This window comes from Bradyrhizobium ivorense (assembly GCF_900696085.1).
Taxonomy (GTDB): domain Bacteria; phylum Pseudomonadota; class Alphaproteobacteria; order Rhizobiales; family Xanthobacteraceae; genus Bradyrhizobium; species Bradyrhizobium ivorense.
The window spans coordinates 822,049-838,766 of the sequence record NZ_CAADFC020000004.1 but is presented as its reverse complement, the minus strand read 5'-3'; the positions used below and the strand labels follow the sequence as shown (position 1 = coordinate 838,766).

Here is a 16,718-nt window from a genome sequence, read left to right as displayed (position 1 = left end):
CATGACGCTGACGAATCTTTCCGAGCGCGCGGCCGAGCTGTCGCGGCGCAATTTCCTCCGGGCGACGGCGGTGGCCGGCGGCGGCCTGTTGCTCAGCGTCAGCCTGCCGCTCGCCGGCGGCGACGGTGCGCTGGCCGCGTCCGACAATTTCGAGCCGAATGCCTTCGTCAAGATCGGCGGCGACGGCCGCATCGTGCTGACCATGCCCTATGTCGAGATGGGGCAGGGCACCTATACCTCGATCCCGATGCTGATCGCCGAGGAGCTCGAGGTCGAGCTGAAGCAGATACAGCTCGAGCACGCGCCGCCGAGCGACAAGCTCTATGCCAATCCGCTGCTCGGTGTGCAGGCCACCGGCAATTCGAACGCGATGCGCGGCTCGTGGCAGCCGATGCGCAAGGCCGGCGCCACCGCCAAGGCGATGCTGGTCGCCGCCGCGGCGAAGCGCTGGGAAGTCGATCCCGCTTCCTGCCGCGCCGAGAAGGGCGAGGTGCTGCATGCCGCCTCCGGCCGCAAGCTCGGCTATGGCGCGCTGGCCGCCGATGCCGCCAAGCTGCCGGTGCCGGAGCAGGTGACGCTGAAGAGCCCGGCCGATTTCAAGCTGATCGGCACGCCGGCGAAGCGGCTCGATACGCCGTCGAAGATCAACGGCACCGCGATGTATGGCATCGATGCCCGGCCGCCCGGCGTCAAGGTCGCGACGTTGGCGCAGTCGCCGGTGTTCGGCGGCAAGGTCAAGCGCGTCGATGACGCGGCGGCCAAAGCCGTCAAGGGCGTGCGCCAGATCGTGCAGCTCGACGATGCGGTCGCCGTCATCGCCGATCACATGGGCGCGGCGAAGAAGGGCCTTGCCGCGCTGACGATCGAGTGGGACGACGGTCCGCACGCCAAGCTCAACACGGCGGACATCGCGCGCGAGCTCGAGGCCGCCACCACCAGGCCGGGCGCGGTGGCGCAAAATGTCGGCGACGCCGACAAGGCGATGGCGGGCGCGGCGACCAGGGTCGAGTCGACCTATCAGTTGCCGTTCCTCGCCCATGCCACCATGGAGCCGATGAACTGCACCGTGCATGTGCGCGCGGATGGCTGCGAGATCTGGCTCGGCAGCCAGGCGCTGTCGCGCGCGCAGGCGGTGGCGGCGAAGGTGCTGAACCTGCCGCCGGAGGAGGTGGTGGTGCACAATCATCTGCTCGGCGGCGGATTCGGCCGCAGGCTCGAGGTCGACAGCGTGATCCGCGCGGTGCAGATCGCCAAACAGGTCGACGCGCCGGTCAAGCTGGTGTGGACCCGCGAGGAGGACATCCAGCACGACATGTACCGTCCGTACTGGTTCGACCGGATTTCCGTCGGCCTCGATGCGGCGGGCAAGCCGGTCGCCTGGAACAACCGGTTCGCCGGATCGTCGGTGCTCGCGCGCTGGGCGCCGCCGGTGTTTCGCAACGGCCTCGATCCGGATACCACCGAAGGCGCGATCGATCTGGTCTACGACATCCCGAACTTCCACGTCGAATATGTGCGGGTCGAGCCGCCCGGCATTCCGACCGCGTTCTGGCGCAGCGTCGGGCCCTCGCACAACGTGTTCGTCGCCGAAAGCATGATCGACGAGCTGGCGGCGGCGGCGAAGCAGGACCCGGTAGCGTATCGCCGCGCGCTGCTCGGCAAGTCACCGCGCGCCAAGGCGGCGCTGGAGCTTGCAGCGGCCAAGGCCGGCTGGGGCGAGAAGCTGCCGGCCGGGCGCGGCCGCGGCGTGTCCTTGCAATTCGTGTTCGGCAGCTACCTCGCGCAGGTCGCCGAAGTCGAGGTCGCCAAGGACGGCTCGGTGCGCGTGCACCGCGTGGTCTGCGCGATGGATTGCGGCACCGTGGTCAATCCGAACACGGTGCAGGCGCAGCTGCAGAGCGGCATCAATTTCGGCGTCACCGCCGCGCTCTATGGCGAGATCACGCTGAAGGACGGTCGCGTCGAGCAGGGCAATTTCGACAGCTACCAGATGCTGCGGATCGACGCCGCGCCGGCGATCGAGGTGCATATCGTGCCGAGCACGGAGCCGCCGGGCGGCATGGGCGAGACCGGCACGTCGGGCATCGTGCCGGCGATCAGCAACGCGATCTTCGCCGCAACCGGCAAGCGGCTGCGCAAGATGCCGATCGATCCGGCGCTGCTGAAACAGGCGTAAGGCCGCCGCGCCAAAGCTGCTGCGTTCAGGCCGATCGCGCCTGATCGCAGCAGCGTCCTGCGGTCTGGACCGGCGGGCAGGGCACCGATCCGTAGGAGCAGAACACGCAGCAATCGTCGGCCTTGGGCTTGAGACGGCTGCCGCAGCCCTTGCAATCGTAGAAGAACTGGCAGGCGTCGGTCGGCATAGTCTCCGCGGCGGCAAATCCGCAAGCCGGGCAAATGAGGGTCGAGACGAGCTGCATGCGATGCCGGATGATGTCGCCGGCGCGGCGGCCGGGAACCATGACGTCACCATCCTTGCAGGATCGCGCGTGCCGTGGAAGTGGTGTGCCGCGATCGTGATGCCGCGCGCTTGATGCGGTTCGCTTGATGCAGTTCCCTTGTATCGACACGAATTCGCGGGATTGAACAATACCCTGTGGGGGTATATAGCTGACGGCGGTTTGCAGCGAGCCGATTTGCGGCTAGCTTGCGGACGATCGGAGGCGCAAGGCGCGTGTTGGTGCGAATGAACAGGTCGGGACGGATGCGGGCGGGATGTTCCATCATCCTGGCCTATCTGTTTTGCGTCCTCGCGCCGTCCTTCGCGCTGGCGTTCGGCGCGCCGTTTCCGTGCGTGACCGACGAGGTCCAGCCGGTCGCCATGGTGCATGCGCATGAGATGCCGGTGGCGATGGTCCACGACGGCGGCGCCGCGCATGATCACGCCGCCATGCATCAGCATCACGCCGCCGATAGCGATGCCAATATCCCCGCCAAGCACGACCACGACGGCAAGAACTCGCCCGGGCCGTGCTGCGCGATGATGTGCGTGTCGGCGCTGCCGGCCGATCTTCCGTCGGTTGCCGCGCCGCTGCATCCGATCGCGACGCGCATCGCCGAGGCCTCTCAGGGCCTGCGCAGCGAGGCGCCGGCCCGGCTCTATCGTCCCCCCATCGCCTGATCATCGCTGACGTCGTGGCCGCGGGCGCGCAATCGCGCGCGGCCTGTGATTCATTGATGATCGGGACAGATCCATGTTGTCGCATCTCGGGGCGAGGCTCGCCGCCGTGGCCACAAGGCGTGGCCGGCGCACCCAACTCTATTTCCTGACGCGGACCGCCGCCGTGCTGGCGGCCGCATTGCTCGCCGGCTGCATGTCCGACGGCAGGCAAACCGTCGCGGCCGGCCACCCGGCGGACCCGTCGGCGCGGACGGCCGGCGTCGGCTACCGCTCGACCATTGCGCCTTACGACAGCCTGCGTCCTGCGACGCCGCTGCCGTGGCGCGAGCGCAATGACGGCGTGACGCCGCCGGCCAAGCCGAATCAGTAGGAGGGCGCCATGCGACATCGCACCATCGCGCCGCTGCTGCTGCTGGCATCATCCGCGCTTGCCGGCTGCGCCTCGTTCTCGGCCGACCGCGGCATGGGCGTCGTCTCCGACGTGACCGAGCGGGCCATCGGCAAGGACGTCGCCTTCGTGCGTTCCGCCGACGAGGCCGCAACCGTCGACGCTGCGGTGAAACGGCTGCTCGCGCACAACCTGACGGCGGATCACGCGGTCCAGGTCGCGCTGCTCAACAACAAGGGCCTGCAGGCGGCCTATAGCGAGCTGGCGTTGGCTGAGACCGACCTCGTCGCGGAAAGCCTGCCGCCGAACCCGGTGTTCTCGATCTCGCGTATCACCGGCAACGGCGCCAGCGAGGTCGAGCGGCAGGTGGTCGGCGACATCCTTGCGCTGGCGACGTTGCCGGCGCGTTCCGAGATCGCGCGCGATCGGTTCCGCCAGGCGCAGCTGCGCGCCGCGCTCGCCACCCTGCGGCTCGCCGCCGAGGTGCGGCGCGCGCATGTCGCGGCGGTTGCCGCTGGCGAGATGGTCGTGCTGCTCACCGACGCCAAGGCGACCGCCGAATCGACCGCGCAGCTTGCGAAAAAGCTCGGCGAGACCGGCGCGATGAACAAGCTCGACCAGGCCCGCGAGCAGGTGTTTTACGCCGAGATCACCGCCGACCTCGCCAGCGCGCGGCAGAATGCCGCGAGCGCGCGCGAGCGGCTGGCGCGGCTGATGGGGCTGTGGGACGGCGACCTCGGCTTCCGGATCCCGAACACACTGCCGGCGCTGCCGCGGCGGCCGCGGCAGCAGCCGTCGATCGAAGTCGATGCCGTCAGCCATCGTGTCGATCTGCAGATTGCGCGGATGGACCTCGTCGCGCTCGCCAAGACGCTCGACCTCACCGAGGCGACGCGCTTCGTCACCCTGCTCGACGTCGCCGGGATCGACAAGCGCACGCACGATCCGGAAAGCCCGCCGTTCCGCGAGCGCGGCTTCGACGTCCAGTTCCAGATCCCGATCTTCGACGGCGGCGAGGTGCGGGTGCGCCAGGCGGCGGAGACCTACCGGCAGGCGATGAATCGCCTGACCGAGAAAGCGGTCAACGTCCGCTCCGAGGCGCGCGACGCCTACCGCGTCTACCGTTCGGCTTACGACATTGCCAGCCACTACCAGCGCGAGGTGCTGCCGCTGCGCCAGATCATCACCGAGGAGATGCAGCTGCGCTTTTCGAGCATGCAGGTCGACGTGTTCGCGCTGCTGACCGAGGCGCGGCAGCGCCTTGCATCGCTGCGCGCGGCGATCGACGCCAAGCGCGATTTCTGGCTCGCGCAATCCGACCTGCAGACCGCGATCAACGGCGGCGCCGCGACCAGTTCGCCCTCGACACCATCCGCCATCGCCTCGTCCGCACAGTCGGCGGCCGGCGGCGATCACTGAACGGAGACAGCCGATGTATTCACGACGTGGATTTTTGGGGACCGCCGCGCTGGTCACCGCAAGCGCAGTCAGCGGGCGCGTGCAGGCCGCCGCGATTCCGGAGGCGCCGACCATGGACAAAACGGTGATGCAGCCGCCGCTGCATCCGACCAGCGGCCCGGACTACCGGCCGGTGGTGACGCTCAACGGCTGGTCGCTGCCGTGGCGGATGAACGGCGACTGGAAGGAATTCCATCTCGTCGCCGAGCCCGTGGTGCGCGAGTTCGCGCCGGGCATGAAGGCCAATCTCTGGGGCTACAACGGCCAGGCGCCGGGCCCGACCATCGAGGCGGTCGAGGGCGACAAGGTCCGCATCTTCGTCACCAACAAATTGCCGGAGCACACCACCGTGCATTGGCACGGCATGATCGTGCCGAGCGGCATGGACGGTGTCGGCGGCCTCAGCCAGCCGCACATCAAGCCCGGTAAGACCTTCGTCTACGAGTTCGAGATGAAGCACAGCGGCACCTTCATGTACCACCCGCATTCCGACGAGATGGTGCAGATGGCGATGGGCATGATGGGCATGTTCATCGTGCACCCGCGCGATCCGGCGTTCGGCCCGGTCGACCGCGACTTCGTCTTCATCATGAGCAGCTACCTCATCGATCCCGGCACCTATTTGCCGAAGGTCAACGAGATGACCGACTTCAACATGTGGGCGTGGAACAGCCGCGTCTATCCCGGCATCGATCCGATGCCGATCCGGCTCGGCGACAGAGTACGCGTGCGGATCGGCAACCTGACCATGACCAACCATCCGATCCATGTGCACGGGCACAATTTCGCGGTGACCTGCACCGACGGCGGCTGGGTGCCGGAGAGTGCGCAATATCCGGAAACCACCACCGACGTGCCGGTCGGCGCGGTGCGCGCGTTCGACATGCTCGCCGACAATCCCGGCGACTGGGCGTTCCACTGCCACAAGTCGCACCACACCATGAACGCGATGGGCCATGACGTCAGAAACCTCATCGGCGTGTCGCGCCAGGATCTGGCGAAGGCGGTCGGCAAGCTCGCGCCCGACGCGATGGTGATGGGATCGACCGGCATGGCCATGGGCAACATGGAGATGCCGGCGCCCGACAACACGCTGCCGATGATGACCGGCACCGGACCATTCGGGCCGATCGAGATGGGCGGCATGTTTACGGTGATGAAGATCCGCGACGGGCTCGCGCGCGACGATTACGCCGACCCCGGTGCGTACCAGCATCCGCCCGGCACCGTCGCCTATGAGGTCGAGGCGCCGGCCGCCGAGCCCGCGCGGCAGCCGCCGCCAGCGCCCGAGCGAAAGGCCAAGCCATCGATGAAGGGAATGAAGATGTAGTGGATCGAAACCGTCGTCTCACAAACAGCAGCATCAAACCCAAATGGAGAAACGATGAATCACTTCACCAGGATCGGCATCGCGCTGGCTGCGCTGTCGGTCACCGCGGCGGCCTCGCGCGGTCATGAAAAACACGGTCACGAAACCTACTCGGCCGGCGAGCCCGGCGATCCGAGCAAGCCGTCGCGCACGGTCGAGATCGAGATGAAGGAGATGGAGTTCACGCCGTTCCGCGTCGAGGTCAGGCGCGGCGAGCAGATCCGCTTCGTGATCCGTAACGCCGGCACCGAGGATCATGAATTCCTGCTCGCCACCACCGAGGAGAATTTGAAGCATGCCGAAGTGATGAAGAAGCATCCGCACATGGAGCATGACGATCCGAACGGCGTCCGCCTGGCGCCGAAGAAGACCGCGGAGATCGTCTGGAAATTCACCAAGGCCGGAACGTTCGAATATTCCTGCCTGATCCCCGACCATCGCGACTACGGCATGACCGGCCGCGTCGTCGTGAAATGACAACCAGCGAACAGAAAGACCAGCCATGATGAACAAGACGATCCGGATTGCCGCCGCCACCATGTTCGCCCTCGCATTGGGCTCGGCCTTCGCGCAGGCCGCGCCGATCAGCGGCGAGGTCAAGAAGATCGACGAGAACGCCGGCAAGATCACCCTCAAGCACGGCCCGGCCAAGAGCCTCGGCATGGATGAGCCGATGACGATGGTCTACCGCGTCAAGGACCCGGGCCTGCTCAAGCAGGTCAAGGTCGGCGACAAGGTCCAGTTCGAGGCCGAGGGAGGCGATGCCGGCTACACCGTCACCAAAATCCAGAAGGCGAGGTGAGGCCGGCGGCGGCCGCCGGTCCTCCGGGCTGCGGCCGCCGTTAGGTCAGCATTAACTCTGCCGCGCCAGCGCCGCGTCTGGGAACGCGATCGGCGCTGGCGCGTTGCTGTGCATCTTGCGCAGAAGGACCCCTTCCATGAGACTCAACGCGGCAATCCTGATGGCGGCACTGGTGGTATCGGGAACCGTGTTGGCGCAGAGTTCGGGTCCCTCGGCGGGTCCCGCCCAGGCCGGGCAGGGTGCTAACGTGACGACGACGGGCCAGGCCCAGAACAGCAACAAGAAGACCGGCGACAGCGGCCCGCCGATCGAGCAGGCGGCGCGTCCGGCCAAGCCCGATGCCGGCGGCAGCACCGTCGGTGCAAATCGGCCGAAACCCGACCGGCGCAACGAGCACTATCCATAAACCCGCAGACCGGCCGCGGCGCGCCCGAGCCGCCGATTGCGGCCTGACTGTTCACAGCTTCGTACTACCCATCCACGCAGCGCGATCCCCCGGCACATTTCTTGCCTCGTATCGGCTGTCCGATCGAGCGCGAGCGATCGGGCGCTCAGCATGACGCGGAGGGTTGCGATGACCCAACAGAGGATCGGCTTTGTCGGTTTCGGCGAGGCAGCGCAGTGCTTCGCGGCCCATCTCGTCAGCAAAGGCGCAGCCGCGCCACTGGTGTTTTGCGAAGGAAAAACCAACCATCCGCCATACCCCGAGGCGTTCCGTAGCATGGCCGCGGCGCACGGCGTTGAGCTGCTCGACAGCCTGCACGAACTGATGGCGCGTGCCGATGTCGTGTTTTCGGCGGTGGTGGTCGCGACAGCGGTGCCGGTCGGCCAGGCGATCGCCGCGCGGGTCCGGCCGGGTATGCTGGTGATCGACATCAACGCCTCGACGCCGAGGGCCAAGCGCCTGGTCGGCGACGCGGTGGCGGCGCGTGGCGGCAGCTTCGTCGATGCCAATCTGATGGGCGCGGTCAGCATCTACGGCGCCGCGGTGCCGCTATACTGTTCCGGCGAGGGCGCGGTGCGCTTCGCCGAGACATTTGCGCCGCTCGGCTTCACCATCGAGCTCGCCGGTCCGCAGGCCGGCACGGCGGCGGCGGTGAAGATGCTGCGCAGCGTGGTGACCAAAGGCATGGAGGCGCTGATCGTGGAAGCGCTGACTGCCGCATCGCTCGCCGGCGTGCGCAACGAGGCGCTGCGCGGCATCTGCGAGCCGATGGACGCGACACGCTACAGCAAGTTCGTCGACATGTGCGTGCGTACCGATGTGCTGCACGCCGAGCGCCGCGCGGTGGAAATGGATGGTGTTGTTGAGGGGCTGCGCGAGATCGGATTGCAGCCGATCATGACGGAGGCTACGGCTGCGCGGCTCAGGACATCGGCAGGGCTCGGCCTGCGCGACGATTTTGCGGCGCGGCCGGCGTATAGCGCAGACGACGTGCTCGATGCATATGCCGCGAAGCTGGCGACGTTGGCCGATCGCAGGCTGTAGGCCGTAGGATGGGTAGCAAAAAGCCGGCGCAGTCGTGGCGACTGGCCGGCTTGGTGCAGCGAGCACGGTGGGCACGGCGCTATGCGCCTTTGCCCACCCCACGCATCGCTCAATAGACGAGGCCGGTGCCCGGGGGCTTTTCCATCGCCGCGGCGAGCGAGCGGTATTCGTCGCTGTTGGTGCCGGCGAGCTGGGCGATCTTGTTCAGGTGATACTGCGCCTGATCGCGGTTGCCTTGTTCGACCTGCCACAGGCCGTAATACTGCCAGGTGCGCACATGCGCGGGATCGGCCTTCAACGCGCGCTCGTACCAGACCTGCGACACCTTGTAGTCGCCGAGCTTGCGATAGGAGTAGCCGATCAGATTGGCGACGTCGGCGCGGTCGTCCTGGCCCAGCGCCTTCAGCTGATCGATCGCGGCCGTGTAGTCGTGACGATCGTAGATCGTGGCGTAGGCGGCGCGATAGCCGGCCAGGAACTTCTGATCGTCGATCGCCGAGCTCCTGTCCTTCTTCGACTTCTTGCCCTTGGTGTTGCTGTCGGACGCCGGCGGTGACGGATTGTCGCCGCCCGCGGCATAGGCCGAGATGACGGGACTGGCCACCAGGGCCGCCGAGAGCACCGCGAGGGTCAAAAACCGTGTCTTTCTCATTCTCTGTCGCTCCTGATCGTTTCTGATCGTGCTCGGTAATCGTACACCGAAGCCCGCTGACTTGAACACCCATGGTCTCGGAACATTCCCGCCGCCCCGACGATTCCCCGTGATCGGTAAGCCCGGTCGCACTGGTGTGACCCGGTCGCACTGACGATTTTGTCGCACCCGCGGAACATGACATGAATGTCATGCAGATGAATGAAGTCCGTCTGCGCCCTTCAGAACGGGTTCAGTGCGCGGCCGCTACGGTCGCATGCACTGATCGGCGAGGCCGACCATCCGGCCGGACACCTCTCGATCCCGAAGAGGAGGACCACCATGCTCAAGACGATTTCCGCCGCGCTGCTTGCCTTGTCCGTGATCGCAGCGCCCGCGCTCGCCGCCGAGACCGGCAAGGCCGCAACGCCCGCGCCGGCGACCAAGACCGCTCCCGCGACCAAGCCCGCTCCCGTGATCAAGAGCGAGCAGCTGCCGTCGAAGGTGCAGAACGCCAACGCCAAGATGGGCGGTCATCACAGCAAGCACTATCGCCATCACCGCCACCACAAGCACATGGCTATGCTGAAGGTGAAGGCGCCGAAGCACGCGACCAACCACGTCCACGGCAAGGTCGCGATCAAGCACGTCGCGCCGGCCAAGCGCGGCTGAATCTGATCCGCAGGGCGCGGGTTCGATCCACATTGCCCCGCCGCGTCCTTCGGATGTCAGACCCGGCCCGCCCGTCCATTGCTTCCCCAATGGCGGCGGGCCGGTTGCGCTTGTGCCACGGAACGAGGTCAGGCGACCTCGTAGAAGGCGTAGCGGAGTTGGCGCGTCGCTGGATCGAACAGGCCGGTGCCGATCGCCTGGATGCTGTTGAGCCAGCCATAGCGGGGATCGCCGGTCTCGAAGCGCGGCGCGACGACGGCCCTGTGCGGTCCCGTCGCCGAGAAGCGCAGGCGGCCGTTGTACTGGACGAAGATCAGCGCATCGTCGTCGGTCCGCACGGTGAAGCGCACGTCGAGCATGGCAAAGGAACGGTCGGGCGCCACGATCAGCCAGTCGGCCGCGGCCTTGCCCGCCAGCGAGGCGTTCAGGCGGCGGCCGCTGATCCGGAGCGTGTTGACCTCCGACACCGCGCGCTCGCCGAGCGGCGTGCCTGATAACGCGAAGCGCTCACCCATCTCGGCAAGAACCTCGCAGATCGGCGTCAGTGCCGGCGGCGGCAGGCTGTCAGCGAAAGTCATTGCCGTTACTCCGCACCGGCCAGGCGCACCATCAGCTTGCCGAAATTCTTGCCGTTCAGCATGCCGATGAAGGCTGAGGACGCCTTGTCGAGGCCATCGACGACGTCGTCGCGCGTCCTGATCTTGCCCTCACGCAACAGCGTGGCGACCTGCCGGACCGCGTTCGGGATCTCCGCGACGTGGTCGGAGATGATGAAGCCGCGCACATTGATGCGATTGCGCAGGAGCGTGCTCCAGTCCGGTCCGAGCGAGGGGGCAGTCTGGTTGTATTGTGCGATCAGGCCCGACACCACCGCGCGGGAATACCGGTTCATCCGCGGCCACACCGCATCGAGCACCGCGCCGCCGACATTCTCGAAATTGATGTCGATGCCGTCGGGCGTGGCCTTGGCGAGGTCGCCGATGAGATTGCCGGCCTTGTAGTCGACGCAGGCGTCGAATCCGACCTCGTCGACGACATAGCGGCATTTGTCGGGGCCGCCGGCGATGCCGACGACGCGGCAGCCCGCGATTCTGGCCAACTGGCCCGCCACCGTGCCGACGGCACCGGCCGCCGAAGACACCACTACCGTCTCGCCCGGCTTCGGTGAGGCGAGGTCCATCAGGCCGATATAGGCGGTCCAGCCGGGCAGGCCGAGCGGCCCGAGCCAGGCCGGCAACGGCGCCAGCGCCGGATCGATCTTGCGCCATGTGCCGGCTGCAGTGGCGACGTTGTAGTGCTGCCAGCCGCCCATGCCGTGAACGTGGTCGCCGGGCACGAGCGTCGCCGACCGCGACTCGACCACGATTCCGACGACGTGGCCGCGCATCGCCTCGCCGAGCTTGACCGGCGGGAGATAGGAATCCTTCTCGTCCATGATCCCGCGCATGTAGGGGTCCAGCGAGAGATAGAGCGTCTTCACCAGCGCCTCGCCGTCGGCGAGCCCGGCCGTGCTGCGCTCGGACAATTCGAAATCGGCCTCGGTCGGCATGCCCACCGGGCGGCGCTTGAGCAGGATCATCTGATTTGCAGGCATCGTGAACTCCAGAGGTCAGGACGCGGTAAAGAGGATCTTGCCCTTGGCGCGCGCCGCGTGGCTGATCGCCTCGCGGGCCGACGACAGCGGGTAGATGTGCTCGACGGGCACCTTGATCGAACCGTCTGCGATCAGCGGCAGCACCTCGTGCTGGATTTCGGCGACCAATCTGGGATCCGCCGATCTGAACCACTTGATCAGCCAGAAACCGCGGATGGTGAGGTCGCGGAAGATCAAATGCGGCGGAAACGCCACCGCCGGCTGCGCGCTCATGCCGGCATAGACCACCAGCTTGCCGCCTTCTGCGACCGTACCGGTGAGGGAGCGCATCGCTTCGCCGGCGACGCCTTCGAGGCCAAGCCGGATCGGCGCACTGCCGGTTGCCGCGGCCACGCGCTTCGGCAGGTCTTGGCCATCCACCAGCACCACATCGCCGCCGGCAGCCTTCAGCTCATCGATCAGCTCCGGGCGGCGCACCACGTTGACCGTCCGCAATCCGCGCGCTTTGGCGATCGCGATCACCGCGCGACCGACGCCGGAATTCGCGGCGTTCTGGATCACGAACTCGCCGGGCGCGAGATCGACGAAGTCGGTCAGCATCAGGCGTGCGGTGAACGGATTGATCATCGCCATCGACGCCTGCGCGTCGTCGATGCCGGCGGGCACCTTGACCGCGCGTTTTGCGGAGATCGTCAGATGATCGGCCCAGGTATCATGTCCGTAGGGAATGATGACGCGGTCGCCGCGCTTGAAGTCGGTGCCCTCGCCGACATCGACGACGGAGGCGACACCTTCGCCACCCATGCCCATGGGCAGCGACGGGCGCTTGCCGTAGAGCCCGCGCATCAACAGCAGATCCGCCGGATGGATCGGCGCGGCCAGCAGCTTGACCTTGAGCTGTCCTGGGGGAGGCGACGGCGGCTCGGTGGCCTCCATCGTTCTGACGACTTCCCACGGTTTTCCGTAATCGACGACCTGCACCGCAAGCATGCGTTTCCTCCAGATTGTTTTTGTTCGTACTCAGGATGATGGGTTGGTTTGCTCAATTTGCTCGATGTCATCACCCGCGCATGCGGGTGATCCAGTATTCCAGAGACGCCAGCGATAGAAGCGAGGGGGCGCGGCGTACTGGATCGCCCGGTCCATGTGCGCAATTGCGCACAGGCCGGGCGATGACAGCGGTAGATGAGGACAAAAGCTCACATCCCCTCAGGCGACGCCGTCCGCGACGAGCGCGGGATAGTCGGTGTAGCCGCGCTCGCCGCCGCCATAGAAGGTGCCGGCGTCGGGGGTGTTGAGCGGCGCGCCGATCGCGAAGCGATGCGGCAGGTCCGGATTGGCGATGAAGGCGCGGCCGAACGCGATCGCATCCGCATTGCCGTTTTTCAGCTCGGCTTCGGCGGACTGCTGCGTGAAGCCGCCGGAGGCGATCAAGGGGCCGTTGAACAGCTTGCGGTACAGCGTGGTGACGGAGGCGGGCGCCTCGAGGTTGAGTCCGTCGCGGATGCCGGCGTTCGCCCGCGGTTCGATCAGATGCAGATAGGCGATCTGCCGCGCCGACAGCGCCTCGATCGCATGGCCGAACAGCGCGGCCGGATCGGAATCGGCGATGTCGCCGACGGCGCCGAACGGCGACAGCCGGACGCCGACGCGGTCGGCGCCGCAGACCTCGATCAGGCTCTCGGTCGCCTCCAGCAGCAGGCGCACGCGATTTTCGATTCCGCCGCCGTAGCGATCGGTCCGCCGGTTGGTGCGGTCCTGGAGGAATTGGTCGATCAGATAGCCGTTGGCGCCGTGCAGCTCGACGCCGTCGAACCCGGCCGCCAGCGCGTTGCGCGCCGCACGCCGGTAGTCCGCGACGATATTAGCGATCTCGCCAGTCTCCAGCGCGCGCGGCGTCTCATAGGGCAGGCGCTCGAACGCGACGCCGAACGCCTGTCCGGCCGGCGCCACCGCCGAGGCGGAGACGGGGAGGGAGCGGTCGCTGCGATGGCTGGAATGCGAGATGCGGCCGGTGTGCCAAAGCTGCAAGAAGATCACGCCGCCCTTGGCGTGAACCGCGTCGACGACGGCCTTCCAGCCGGCGATCTGTTCGTCGGAGTGGATGCCCGGCGTGCGCGGATAGCCCTTGCCCTGCCAGGAGATCTGCGAGGCCTCCGAGATGATGAGGCCGGATTGGCTCGCGCGCTGTCCGTAATATCGGGCGTTGAGCGCGCCGGGTGTCGCGCCGGGATCGGACGCGCGCATCCGCGTCAGCGGCGCCATCACCACCCGGTGGGCGAGCTGATGGCGACCGATCTTGAGGGGAGAATGCAGCGTAGGGTTCATCGGATGCTCCTAAGATGACCAGTCATATTGAAGCCGGTTAAAGCGAGGTGTTGCGGGTTTGGGTTGTCATCGTGTGAGGCTGGTGAACACCACCGTTTCGAACGCCTCCAGCGCGGCGCGGTCCTTGTCGACCTTGCTGCGCATGACGGTGCCTTCCCAGGCGTTGAGCAGGAATGCGGCGATCATTCTGGCATCGATGTCGCGCCGCATCGAGCCGTCGGCCTGGGCTTCGCGGACGCAGGATTCGATGCCGCGGGTCCATGCGGCCATCACGATGGCCAGTCGTTCGCGGATCGGGCGGCTCTGGTCCGACATCTCGGTCGCCATGTTGCCGATCAGGCAGCCATTCTCATACTTCTTCTTGCGGGAGATTTCGTCGAGGGCGCGGAAATATGACTTGAGCCGGACAATGGGTGGGACGTTCGCGTCGTTCAGCATGCCCAGGCCGGCCAGCGCGCGCTGCCAATAGCGCTCGATCACCTCGATGCCGAGTTCTTCCTTGCTCTCGAAATGATTGTAGAACGAGCCCTTCGGCACGCCTGCCGCATCGGTGATGTCCTGCACGCCGGTGGCGTTGAAACCCTGCCGGTGCAGGGTCTCAAGTGCCGCCGCGACGATATTCTCTTTCACGCTCGGTCTCGCCATGGCGTTCAATATGACCGATCGTCTTAAGGGCGTCAATGGCGCTGTGAAGACGCATCGGCGGCGAGGCGGTCGCGGGTCGGACCGGCCGGTCCTGATGCCGCCGGGGGATAACCGAGTTGCGAATTCCCTTCGACGGCGCGGCGGTTTAAGAGACCCGCACCGGGGATCAGGGACTTGCGACGCTTGAGATTTCAGCTGGGGATTGCAACCAAACTTGCGGCGATGCTGCTGTCGCTTCCGTTGGCCGGCTGCCTCACCAGCGACGACAGCAGCGGGCCGACTACCTTTACCGGCGACCGCGGCGTGGACAACCAGCCAGTCCCGACCAACTCCCGCGCCCAGATCCTGGCGTTCATGCGCACCTATCTGAACGATCCGGTCGGCGTGCGGGAGGCTGCGATCGCCGAGCCGGTGCAGCGCACGGTCGGCGGCCGGCTGCGCTACGTTGTCTGCCTGCGCTACAGCGCCAGGGATACCGACGGCAATTACCGCCCCTCGCGCGAGCGCGGCATCGTCTTCGTCGATGGCCGGCTCGACCGCATCCTCGAGAACGCCACCGAGCCCTGCGGCGGGGCGTCCTACGGGCCGTTCGCCGAGCTGGAGAAAATGACGCGCTGACGCTGCCGGCGCAATTTTAAGCCAGTCCCGCCATTGCGCGCGAAACCGATGACCGGGGTCCCTCGTAGCTGGAGCGTCGGCTCACTTCTTCCAGACGACTACGAGCTGGCTGGGGTCGTTCGAACTACCCAGTCGCGAGCGGCCCCAATCTGTTCCAGCGATTGATTGCGTCGGGCACCCGGGAGGCGTCACCGGCCCGTTAGTGATGTCCGATCACTTTTCGGCGAGCCCTGAACCTGCCCTTAGGCATTTGCGACATCCATGCAGCCGAAATGCGGCTGCTTAAAACCTTCGGTGACAAGGAACAAACGGGCCTTGTTGCGGCGTCGTCACAGTTCGTGAACTTCACAGCTGCGGCATTGCCCCAAAGCAACCCAATTGGGGTCACGTTGTTTGTCTTGATAGCGCAACGTTCGTAACGGGGATCAGAGATGAAAAAGTTATTGCTCGGCACGGTCGCGCTGGCCGCTCTTGCGAGCCCTGCGTTCGCGGCTGACATCCCGGCCCGCACCTATACCAAGGCACCGCCGCCGGTGACCGCGCCGGCACTGGTCTACAACTGGACCGGCTTCTATATCGGCGGCCATGTCGGTGGCGGCTTCACCGACGGCACCAACCTGATGGGCAGCGATGCGCGCTTTCTGGGTGGTGTGCAGGGCGGTTTCGACTATCAGTTCGCGCCGAACTGGGTGGTGGGCGCCGAGGCGCAGTATTCCTGGCTGACCGGCGGCTCGAACAACGGCACGCTATTCCCGGGCGGCACGCTGGTGACCGGCAACACCGACCAGCTCGGCTCGGTCACCGGCCGGTTCGGCTACACCTGGGGTCCGGCGCTGCTCTACGCCAAGGGCGGTTACGCCTGGCGCGACGCCACCAACATCAACGCCACGGTCGGCGGCGTGCCGACGGCCTTCACCACCGACGGCAACCACAAGGACGGCTATACGGTCGGCGCCGGCCTCGAATACATGTTCGCCCCGAACTGGTCGGCCAAGGCCGAGTACCAGTACTACAATTTCGGCAAGACCACCTTCACTGCGGGGCCGCCCGACATCGTCGGCACGAGCTTCCGGAACGACGAGCACACCGTCAAGGTCGGCATCAACTACCGCTTCGGTTGGGGCGGGCCGACCGGCTCCCGCTACTGATCGAGAGGTTCGCTCTCTAAGACTAAAGGCCGACCTTCGGGTCGGCCTTTTTTATTGGCGCGACGGCTGCCATTCAGCCGGCGTTCACGCCTGATCGTGCAATGCAGAAAATAATCCCTGCATTGCACGGAACCTTCATCGTGATGCGCTATTATGGGATTTGCCGGGGCTGGTGGACAAACAAACATGCGTAGCTTTGCGTTAGGGCTGATCCTCTCTGCGGTCTGCGCGCCGTGCCTTGCCCAGACCATCCTGAAATCCGAACCGCTGGCGCTTGCGCCCTATGAGGTCGTGTTTGTGCAGGATGCGTCGTGCCCGTCCGGCAAGGTGCTCAAGGTGACCGGCGCGATCCGCGGCCTGCATCGGCGCAAGGTCTGCGTCTCGCTCGCCGCGGAGCAGGCCTCGCTGGCGACGGCGACGCCGTAACCCTTCTCAGCGCCGACGGCTGCAGCCCG

General features: G+C 66.4%; 20 protein-coding genes. 13 read left to right on the top strand and 7 right to left on the bottom strand.

Annotated features, from left to right (window positions below):
- Position 1 precedes the first annotated feature (1 nt).
- Positions 2–2,176 (top strand): xanthine dehydrogenase family protein molybdopterin-binding subunit, encoded by a 2,175-nt coding sequence (locus CI41S_RS04650; RefSeq protein ID WP_139857619.1) that lies wholly within the window; start codon positions 2–4, stop codon positions 2,174–2,176.
- A gap of 25 nt (positions 2,177–2,201) precedes the next feature.
- On the opposite strand, the gene CI41S_RS04645 is transcribed toward CI41S_RS04650, so the two are convergent.
- A complete protein-coding gene (locus tag CI41S_RS04645; protein WP_139858565.1) occupies positions 2,202–2,420 on the bottom strand; it encodes a GDCCVxC domain-containing (seleno)protein in 219 nt (72 codons plus the stop codon).
- A gap of 266 nt (positions 2,421–2,686) precedes the next feature.
- On the opposite strand from CI41S_RS04645, the gene CI41S_RS04640 reads away from it, so the two are divergent.
- The 8 genes from CI41S_RS04640 (at position 2,687) to CI41S_RS04605 (ending at position 8,627) form a co-directional block, all read left to right on the top strand.
- A complete protein-coding gene (locus CI41S_RS04640) occupies positions 2,687–3,121 on the top strand; it encodes a hypothetical protein (RefSeq protein ID WP_172627960.1) in 435 nt (144 codons plus the stop codon).
- 73 nt (positions 3,122–3,194) lie between these two features.
- On the top strand, positions 3,195–3,491 hold the full coding sequence (locus CI41S_RS04635) for a hypothetical protein (RefSeq protein WP_139857618.1): 297 nt from the start codon (positions 3,195–3,197) through the stop codon (positions 3,489–3,491).
- 9 nt (positions 3,492–3,500) lie between these two features.
- Positions 3,501–4,928: a TolC family protein gene (locus CI41S_RS04630; protein WP_139857617.1), complete on the top strand. Its 1,428-nt coding sequence runs from the start codon at positions 3,501–3,503 to the stop codon at positions 4,926–4,928.
- Positions 4,929–4,941: 13 nt separating this feature from the next.
- Positions 4,942–6,297 (top strand): multicopper oxidase family protein, encoded by a 1,356-nt coding sequence (locus CI41S_RS04625; protein ID WP_139857616.1) that lies wholly within the window; start codon positions 4,942–4,944, stop codon positions 6,295–6,297.
- 54 nt (positions 6,298–6,351) lie between these two features.
- The gene (locus CI41S_RS04620; protein ID WP_139857615.1) at positions 6,352–6,813 is read left to right on the top strand and encodes a cupredoxin domain-containing protein; all 462 of its coding nucleotides are present in this window, start codon (positions 6,352–6,354) and stop codon (positions 6,811–6,813) included.
- Positions 6,814–6,841: 28 nt separating this feature from the next.
- Entirely contained in the window at positions 6,842–7,138 is a 297-nt protein-coding gene (locus CI41S_RS04615) for a copper-binding protein (RefSeq protein ID WP_139858563.1), read from the top strand.
- A gap of 136 nt (positions 7,139–7,274) precedes the next feature.
- Positions 7,275–7,544, top strand: coding sequence for a hypothetical protein (locus CI41S_RS04610; protein ID WP_139857614.1), 270 nt, complete (start codon positions 7,275–7,277; stop codon positions 7,542–7,544).
- A gap of 168 nt (positions 7,545–7,712) precedes the next feature.
- A complete protein-coding gene (locus CI41S_RS04605; RefSeq protein ID WP_139857613.1) occupies positions 7,713–8,627 on the top strand; it encodes an NAD(P)-dependent oxidoreductase in 915 nt (304 codons plus the stop codon).
- Positions 8,628–8,736: 109 nt separating this feature from the next.
- On the opposite strand, the gene CI41S_RS04600 is transcribed toward CI41S_RS04605, so the two are convergent.
- Positions 8,737–9,279, bottom strand: coding sequence for a tetratricopeptide repeat protein (locus CI41S_RS04600; protein WP_139484261.1), 543 nt, complete (start codon positions 9,277–9,279; stop codon positions 8,737–8,739).
- A 321-nt stretch (positions 9,280–9,600) separates the two neighbouring features.
- Here CI41S_RS04600 and CI41S_RS04595 point away from each other — a divergent pair, with 321 nt between their 5' ends.
- Positions 9,601–9,930, top strand: a complete 330-nt coding sequence (locus CI41S_RS04595) for a His-rich protein BRANT (protein WP_244626403.1) — start codon at positions 9,601–9,603, stop codon at positions 9,928–9,930.
- Positions 9,931–10,058: 128 nt separating this feature from the next.
- On the opposite strand, the gene CI41S_RS04590 is transcribed toward CI41S_RS04595, so the two are convergent.
- The 5 genes from CI41S_RS04590 to CI41S_RS04570 form a co-directional block, all read right to left on the bottom strand.
- Positions 10,059–10,508 carry a DUF3237 domain-containing protein gene (locus CI41S_RS04590; RefSeq protein ID WP_139857612.1) on the bottom strand — a complete coding sequence of 150 codons (450 nt, stop codon included), beginning with the start codon at positions 10,506–10,508 and terminating at the stop codon, positions 10,059–10,061.
- A 5-nt stretch (positions 10,509–10,513) separates the two neighbouring features.
- Positions 10,514–11,524, bottom strand: a complete 1,011-nt coding sequence (locus tag CI41S_RS04585; RefSeq protein ID WP_139857611.1) for an NADP-dependent oxidoreductase — start codon at positions 11,522–11,524, stop codon at positions 10,514–10,516.
- Between the two features lie 15 nt (positions 11,525–11,539).
- Positions 11,540–12,514 carry a zinc-dependent alcohol dehydrogenase family protein gene (locus CI41S_RS04580; protein ID WP_139857610.1) on the bottom strand — a complete coding sequence of 325 codons (975 nt, stop codon included), beginning with the start codon at positions 12,512–12,514 and terminating at the stop codon, positions 11,540–11,542.
- Between the two features lie 219 nt (positions 12,515–12,733).
- Positions 12,734–13,852, bottom strand: coding sequence for an alkene reductase (locus CI41S_RS04575; protein WP_139857609.1), 1,119 nt, complete (start codon positions 13,850–13,852; stop codon positions 12,734–12,736).
- 66 nt (positions 13,853–13,918) lie between these two features.
- On the bottom strand, positions 13,919–14,482 hold the full coding sequence (locus CI41S_RS04570; protein WP_172627915.1) for a TetR/AcrR family transcriptional regulator: 564 nt from the start codon (positions 14,480–14,482) through the stop codon (positions 13,919–13,921).
- A gap of 237 nt (positions 14,483–14,719) precedes the next feature.
- On the opposite strand from CI41S_RS04570, the gene CI41S_RS04565 reads away from it, so the two are divergent.
- The 3 genes from CI41S_RS04565 (at position 14,720) to CI41S_RS04555 (ending at position 16,689) form a co-directional block, all read left to right on the top strand.
- Entirely contained in the window at positions 14,720–15,115 is a 396-nt protein-coding gene (locus tag CI41S_RS04565; RefSeq protein WP_371815123.1) for a hypothetical protein, read from the top strand.
- Between the two features lie 431 nt (positions 15,116–15,546).
- Complete coding sequence (locus CI41S_RS04560; RefSeq protein WP_139484267.1) at positions 15,547–16,263, top strand: outer membrane protein; 717 nt, start codon at positions 15,547–15,549, stop codon at positions 16,261–16,263.
- Between the two features lie 186 nt (positions 16,264–16,449).
- Positions 16,450–16,689 carry a DUF6719 family protein gene (locus tag CI41S_RS04555; RefSeq protein ID WP_139857607.1) on the top strand — a complete coding sequence of 80 codons (240 nt, stop codon included), beginning with the start codon at positions 16,450–16,452 and terminating at the stop codon, positions 16,687–16,689.
- The last annotated feature ends 29 nt before the right edge of the window (positions 16,690–16,718 follow it).

What these genes read in the sequence shown, in the direction of transcription:
- CI41S_RS04630 (WP_139857617.1), top strand. Translation starts at nt 3,501, where the DNA reads ATGCGACATCGCACCATCGCGCCGCTGCTGCTGCTGGCATCATCCGCG.
- CI41S_RS04645 (WP_139858565.1), bottom strand. Translation starts at nt 2,420, where the DNA reads ATGCAGCTCGTCTCGACCCTCATTTGCCCGGCTTGCGGATTTGCCGCC.
- CI41S_RS04625 (WP_139857616.1), top strand. Translation starts at nt 4,942, where the DNA reads ATGTATTCACGACGTGGATTTTTGGGGACCGCCGCGCTGGTCACCGCA.
- CI41S_RS04585 (WP_139857611.1), bottom strand. Translation starts at nt 11,524, where the DNA reads ATGCCTGCAAATCAGATGATCCTGCTCAAGCGCCGCCCGGTGGGCATG.
- CI41S_RS04635 (WP_139857618.1), top strand. Translation starts at nt 3,195, where the DNA reads ATGTTGTCGCATCTCGGGGCGAGGCTCGCCGCCGTGGCCACAAGGCGT.
- CI41S_RS04580 (WP_139857610.1), bottom strand. Translation starts at nt 12,514, where the DNA reads ATGCTTGCGGTGCAGGTCGTCGATTACGGAAAACCGTGGGAAGTCGTC.
- CI41S_RS04555 (WP_139857607.1), top strand. Translation starts at nt 16,450, where the DNA reads ATGCGTAGCTTTGCGTTAGGGCTGATCCTCTCTGCGGTCTGCGCGCCG.
- CI41S_RS04560 (WP_139484267.1), top strand. Translation starts at nt 15,547, where the DNA reads ATGAAAAAGTTATTGCTCGGCACGGTCGCGCTGGCCGCTCTTGCGAGC.
- CI41S_RS04640 (WP_172627960.1), top strand. Translation starts at nt 2,687, where the DNA reads ATGAACAGGTCGGGACGGATGCGGGCGGGATGTTCCATCATCCTGGCC.
- CI41S_RS04575 (WP_139857609.1), bottom strand. Translation starts at nt 13,852, where the DNA reads ATGAACCCTACGCTGCATTCTCCCCTCAAGATCGGTCGCCATCAGCTC.
- CI41S_RS04605 (WP_139857613.1), top strand. Translation starts at nt 7,713, where the DNA reads ATGACCCAACAGAGGATCGGCTTTGTCGGTTTCGGCGAGGCAGCGCAG.
- CI41S_RS04565 (WP_371815123.1), top strand. Translation starts at nt 14,720, where the DNA reads ATGCTGCTGTCGCTTCCGTTGGCCGGCTGCCTCACCAGCGACGACAGC.
- CI41S_RS04590 (WP_139857612.1), bottom strand. Translation starts at nt 10,508, where the DNA reads ATGACTTTCGCTGACAGCCTGCCGCCGCCGGCACTGACGCCGATCTGC.
- CI41S_RS04620 (WP_139857615.1), top strand. Translation starts at nt 6,352, where the DNA reads ATGAATCACTTCACCAGGATCGGCATCGCGCTGGCTGCGCTGTCGGTC.
- CI41S_RS04650 (WP_139857619.1), top strand. Translation starts at nt 2, where the DNA reads ATGACGCTGACGAATCTTTCCGAGCGCGCGGCCGAGCTGTCGCGGCGC.
- CI41S_RS04595 (WP_244626403.1), top strand. Translation starts at nt 9,601, where the DNA reads ATGCTCAAGACGATTTCCGCCGCGCTGCTTGCCTTGTCCGTGATCGCA.
- CI41S_RS04610 (WP_139857614.1), top strand. Translation starts at nt 7,275, where the DNA reads ATGAGACTCAACGCGGCAATCCTGATGGCGGCACTGGTGGTATCGGGA.
- CI41S_RS04600 (WP_139484261.1), bottom strand. Translation starts at nt 9,279, where the DNA reads ATGAGAAAGACACGGTTTTTGACCCTCGCGGTGCTCTCGGCGGCCCTG.
- CI41S_RS04615 (WP_139858563.1), top strand. Translation starts at nt 6,842, where the DNA reads ATGAACAAGACGATCCGGATTGCCGCCGCCACCATGTTCGCCCTCGCA.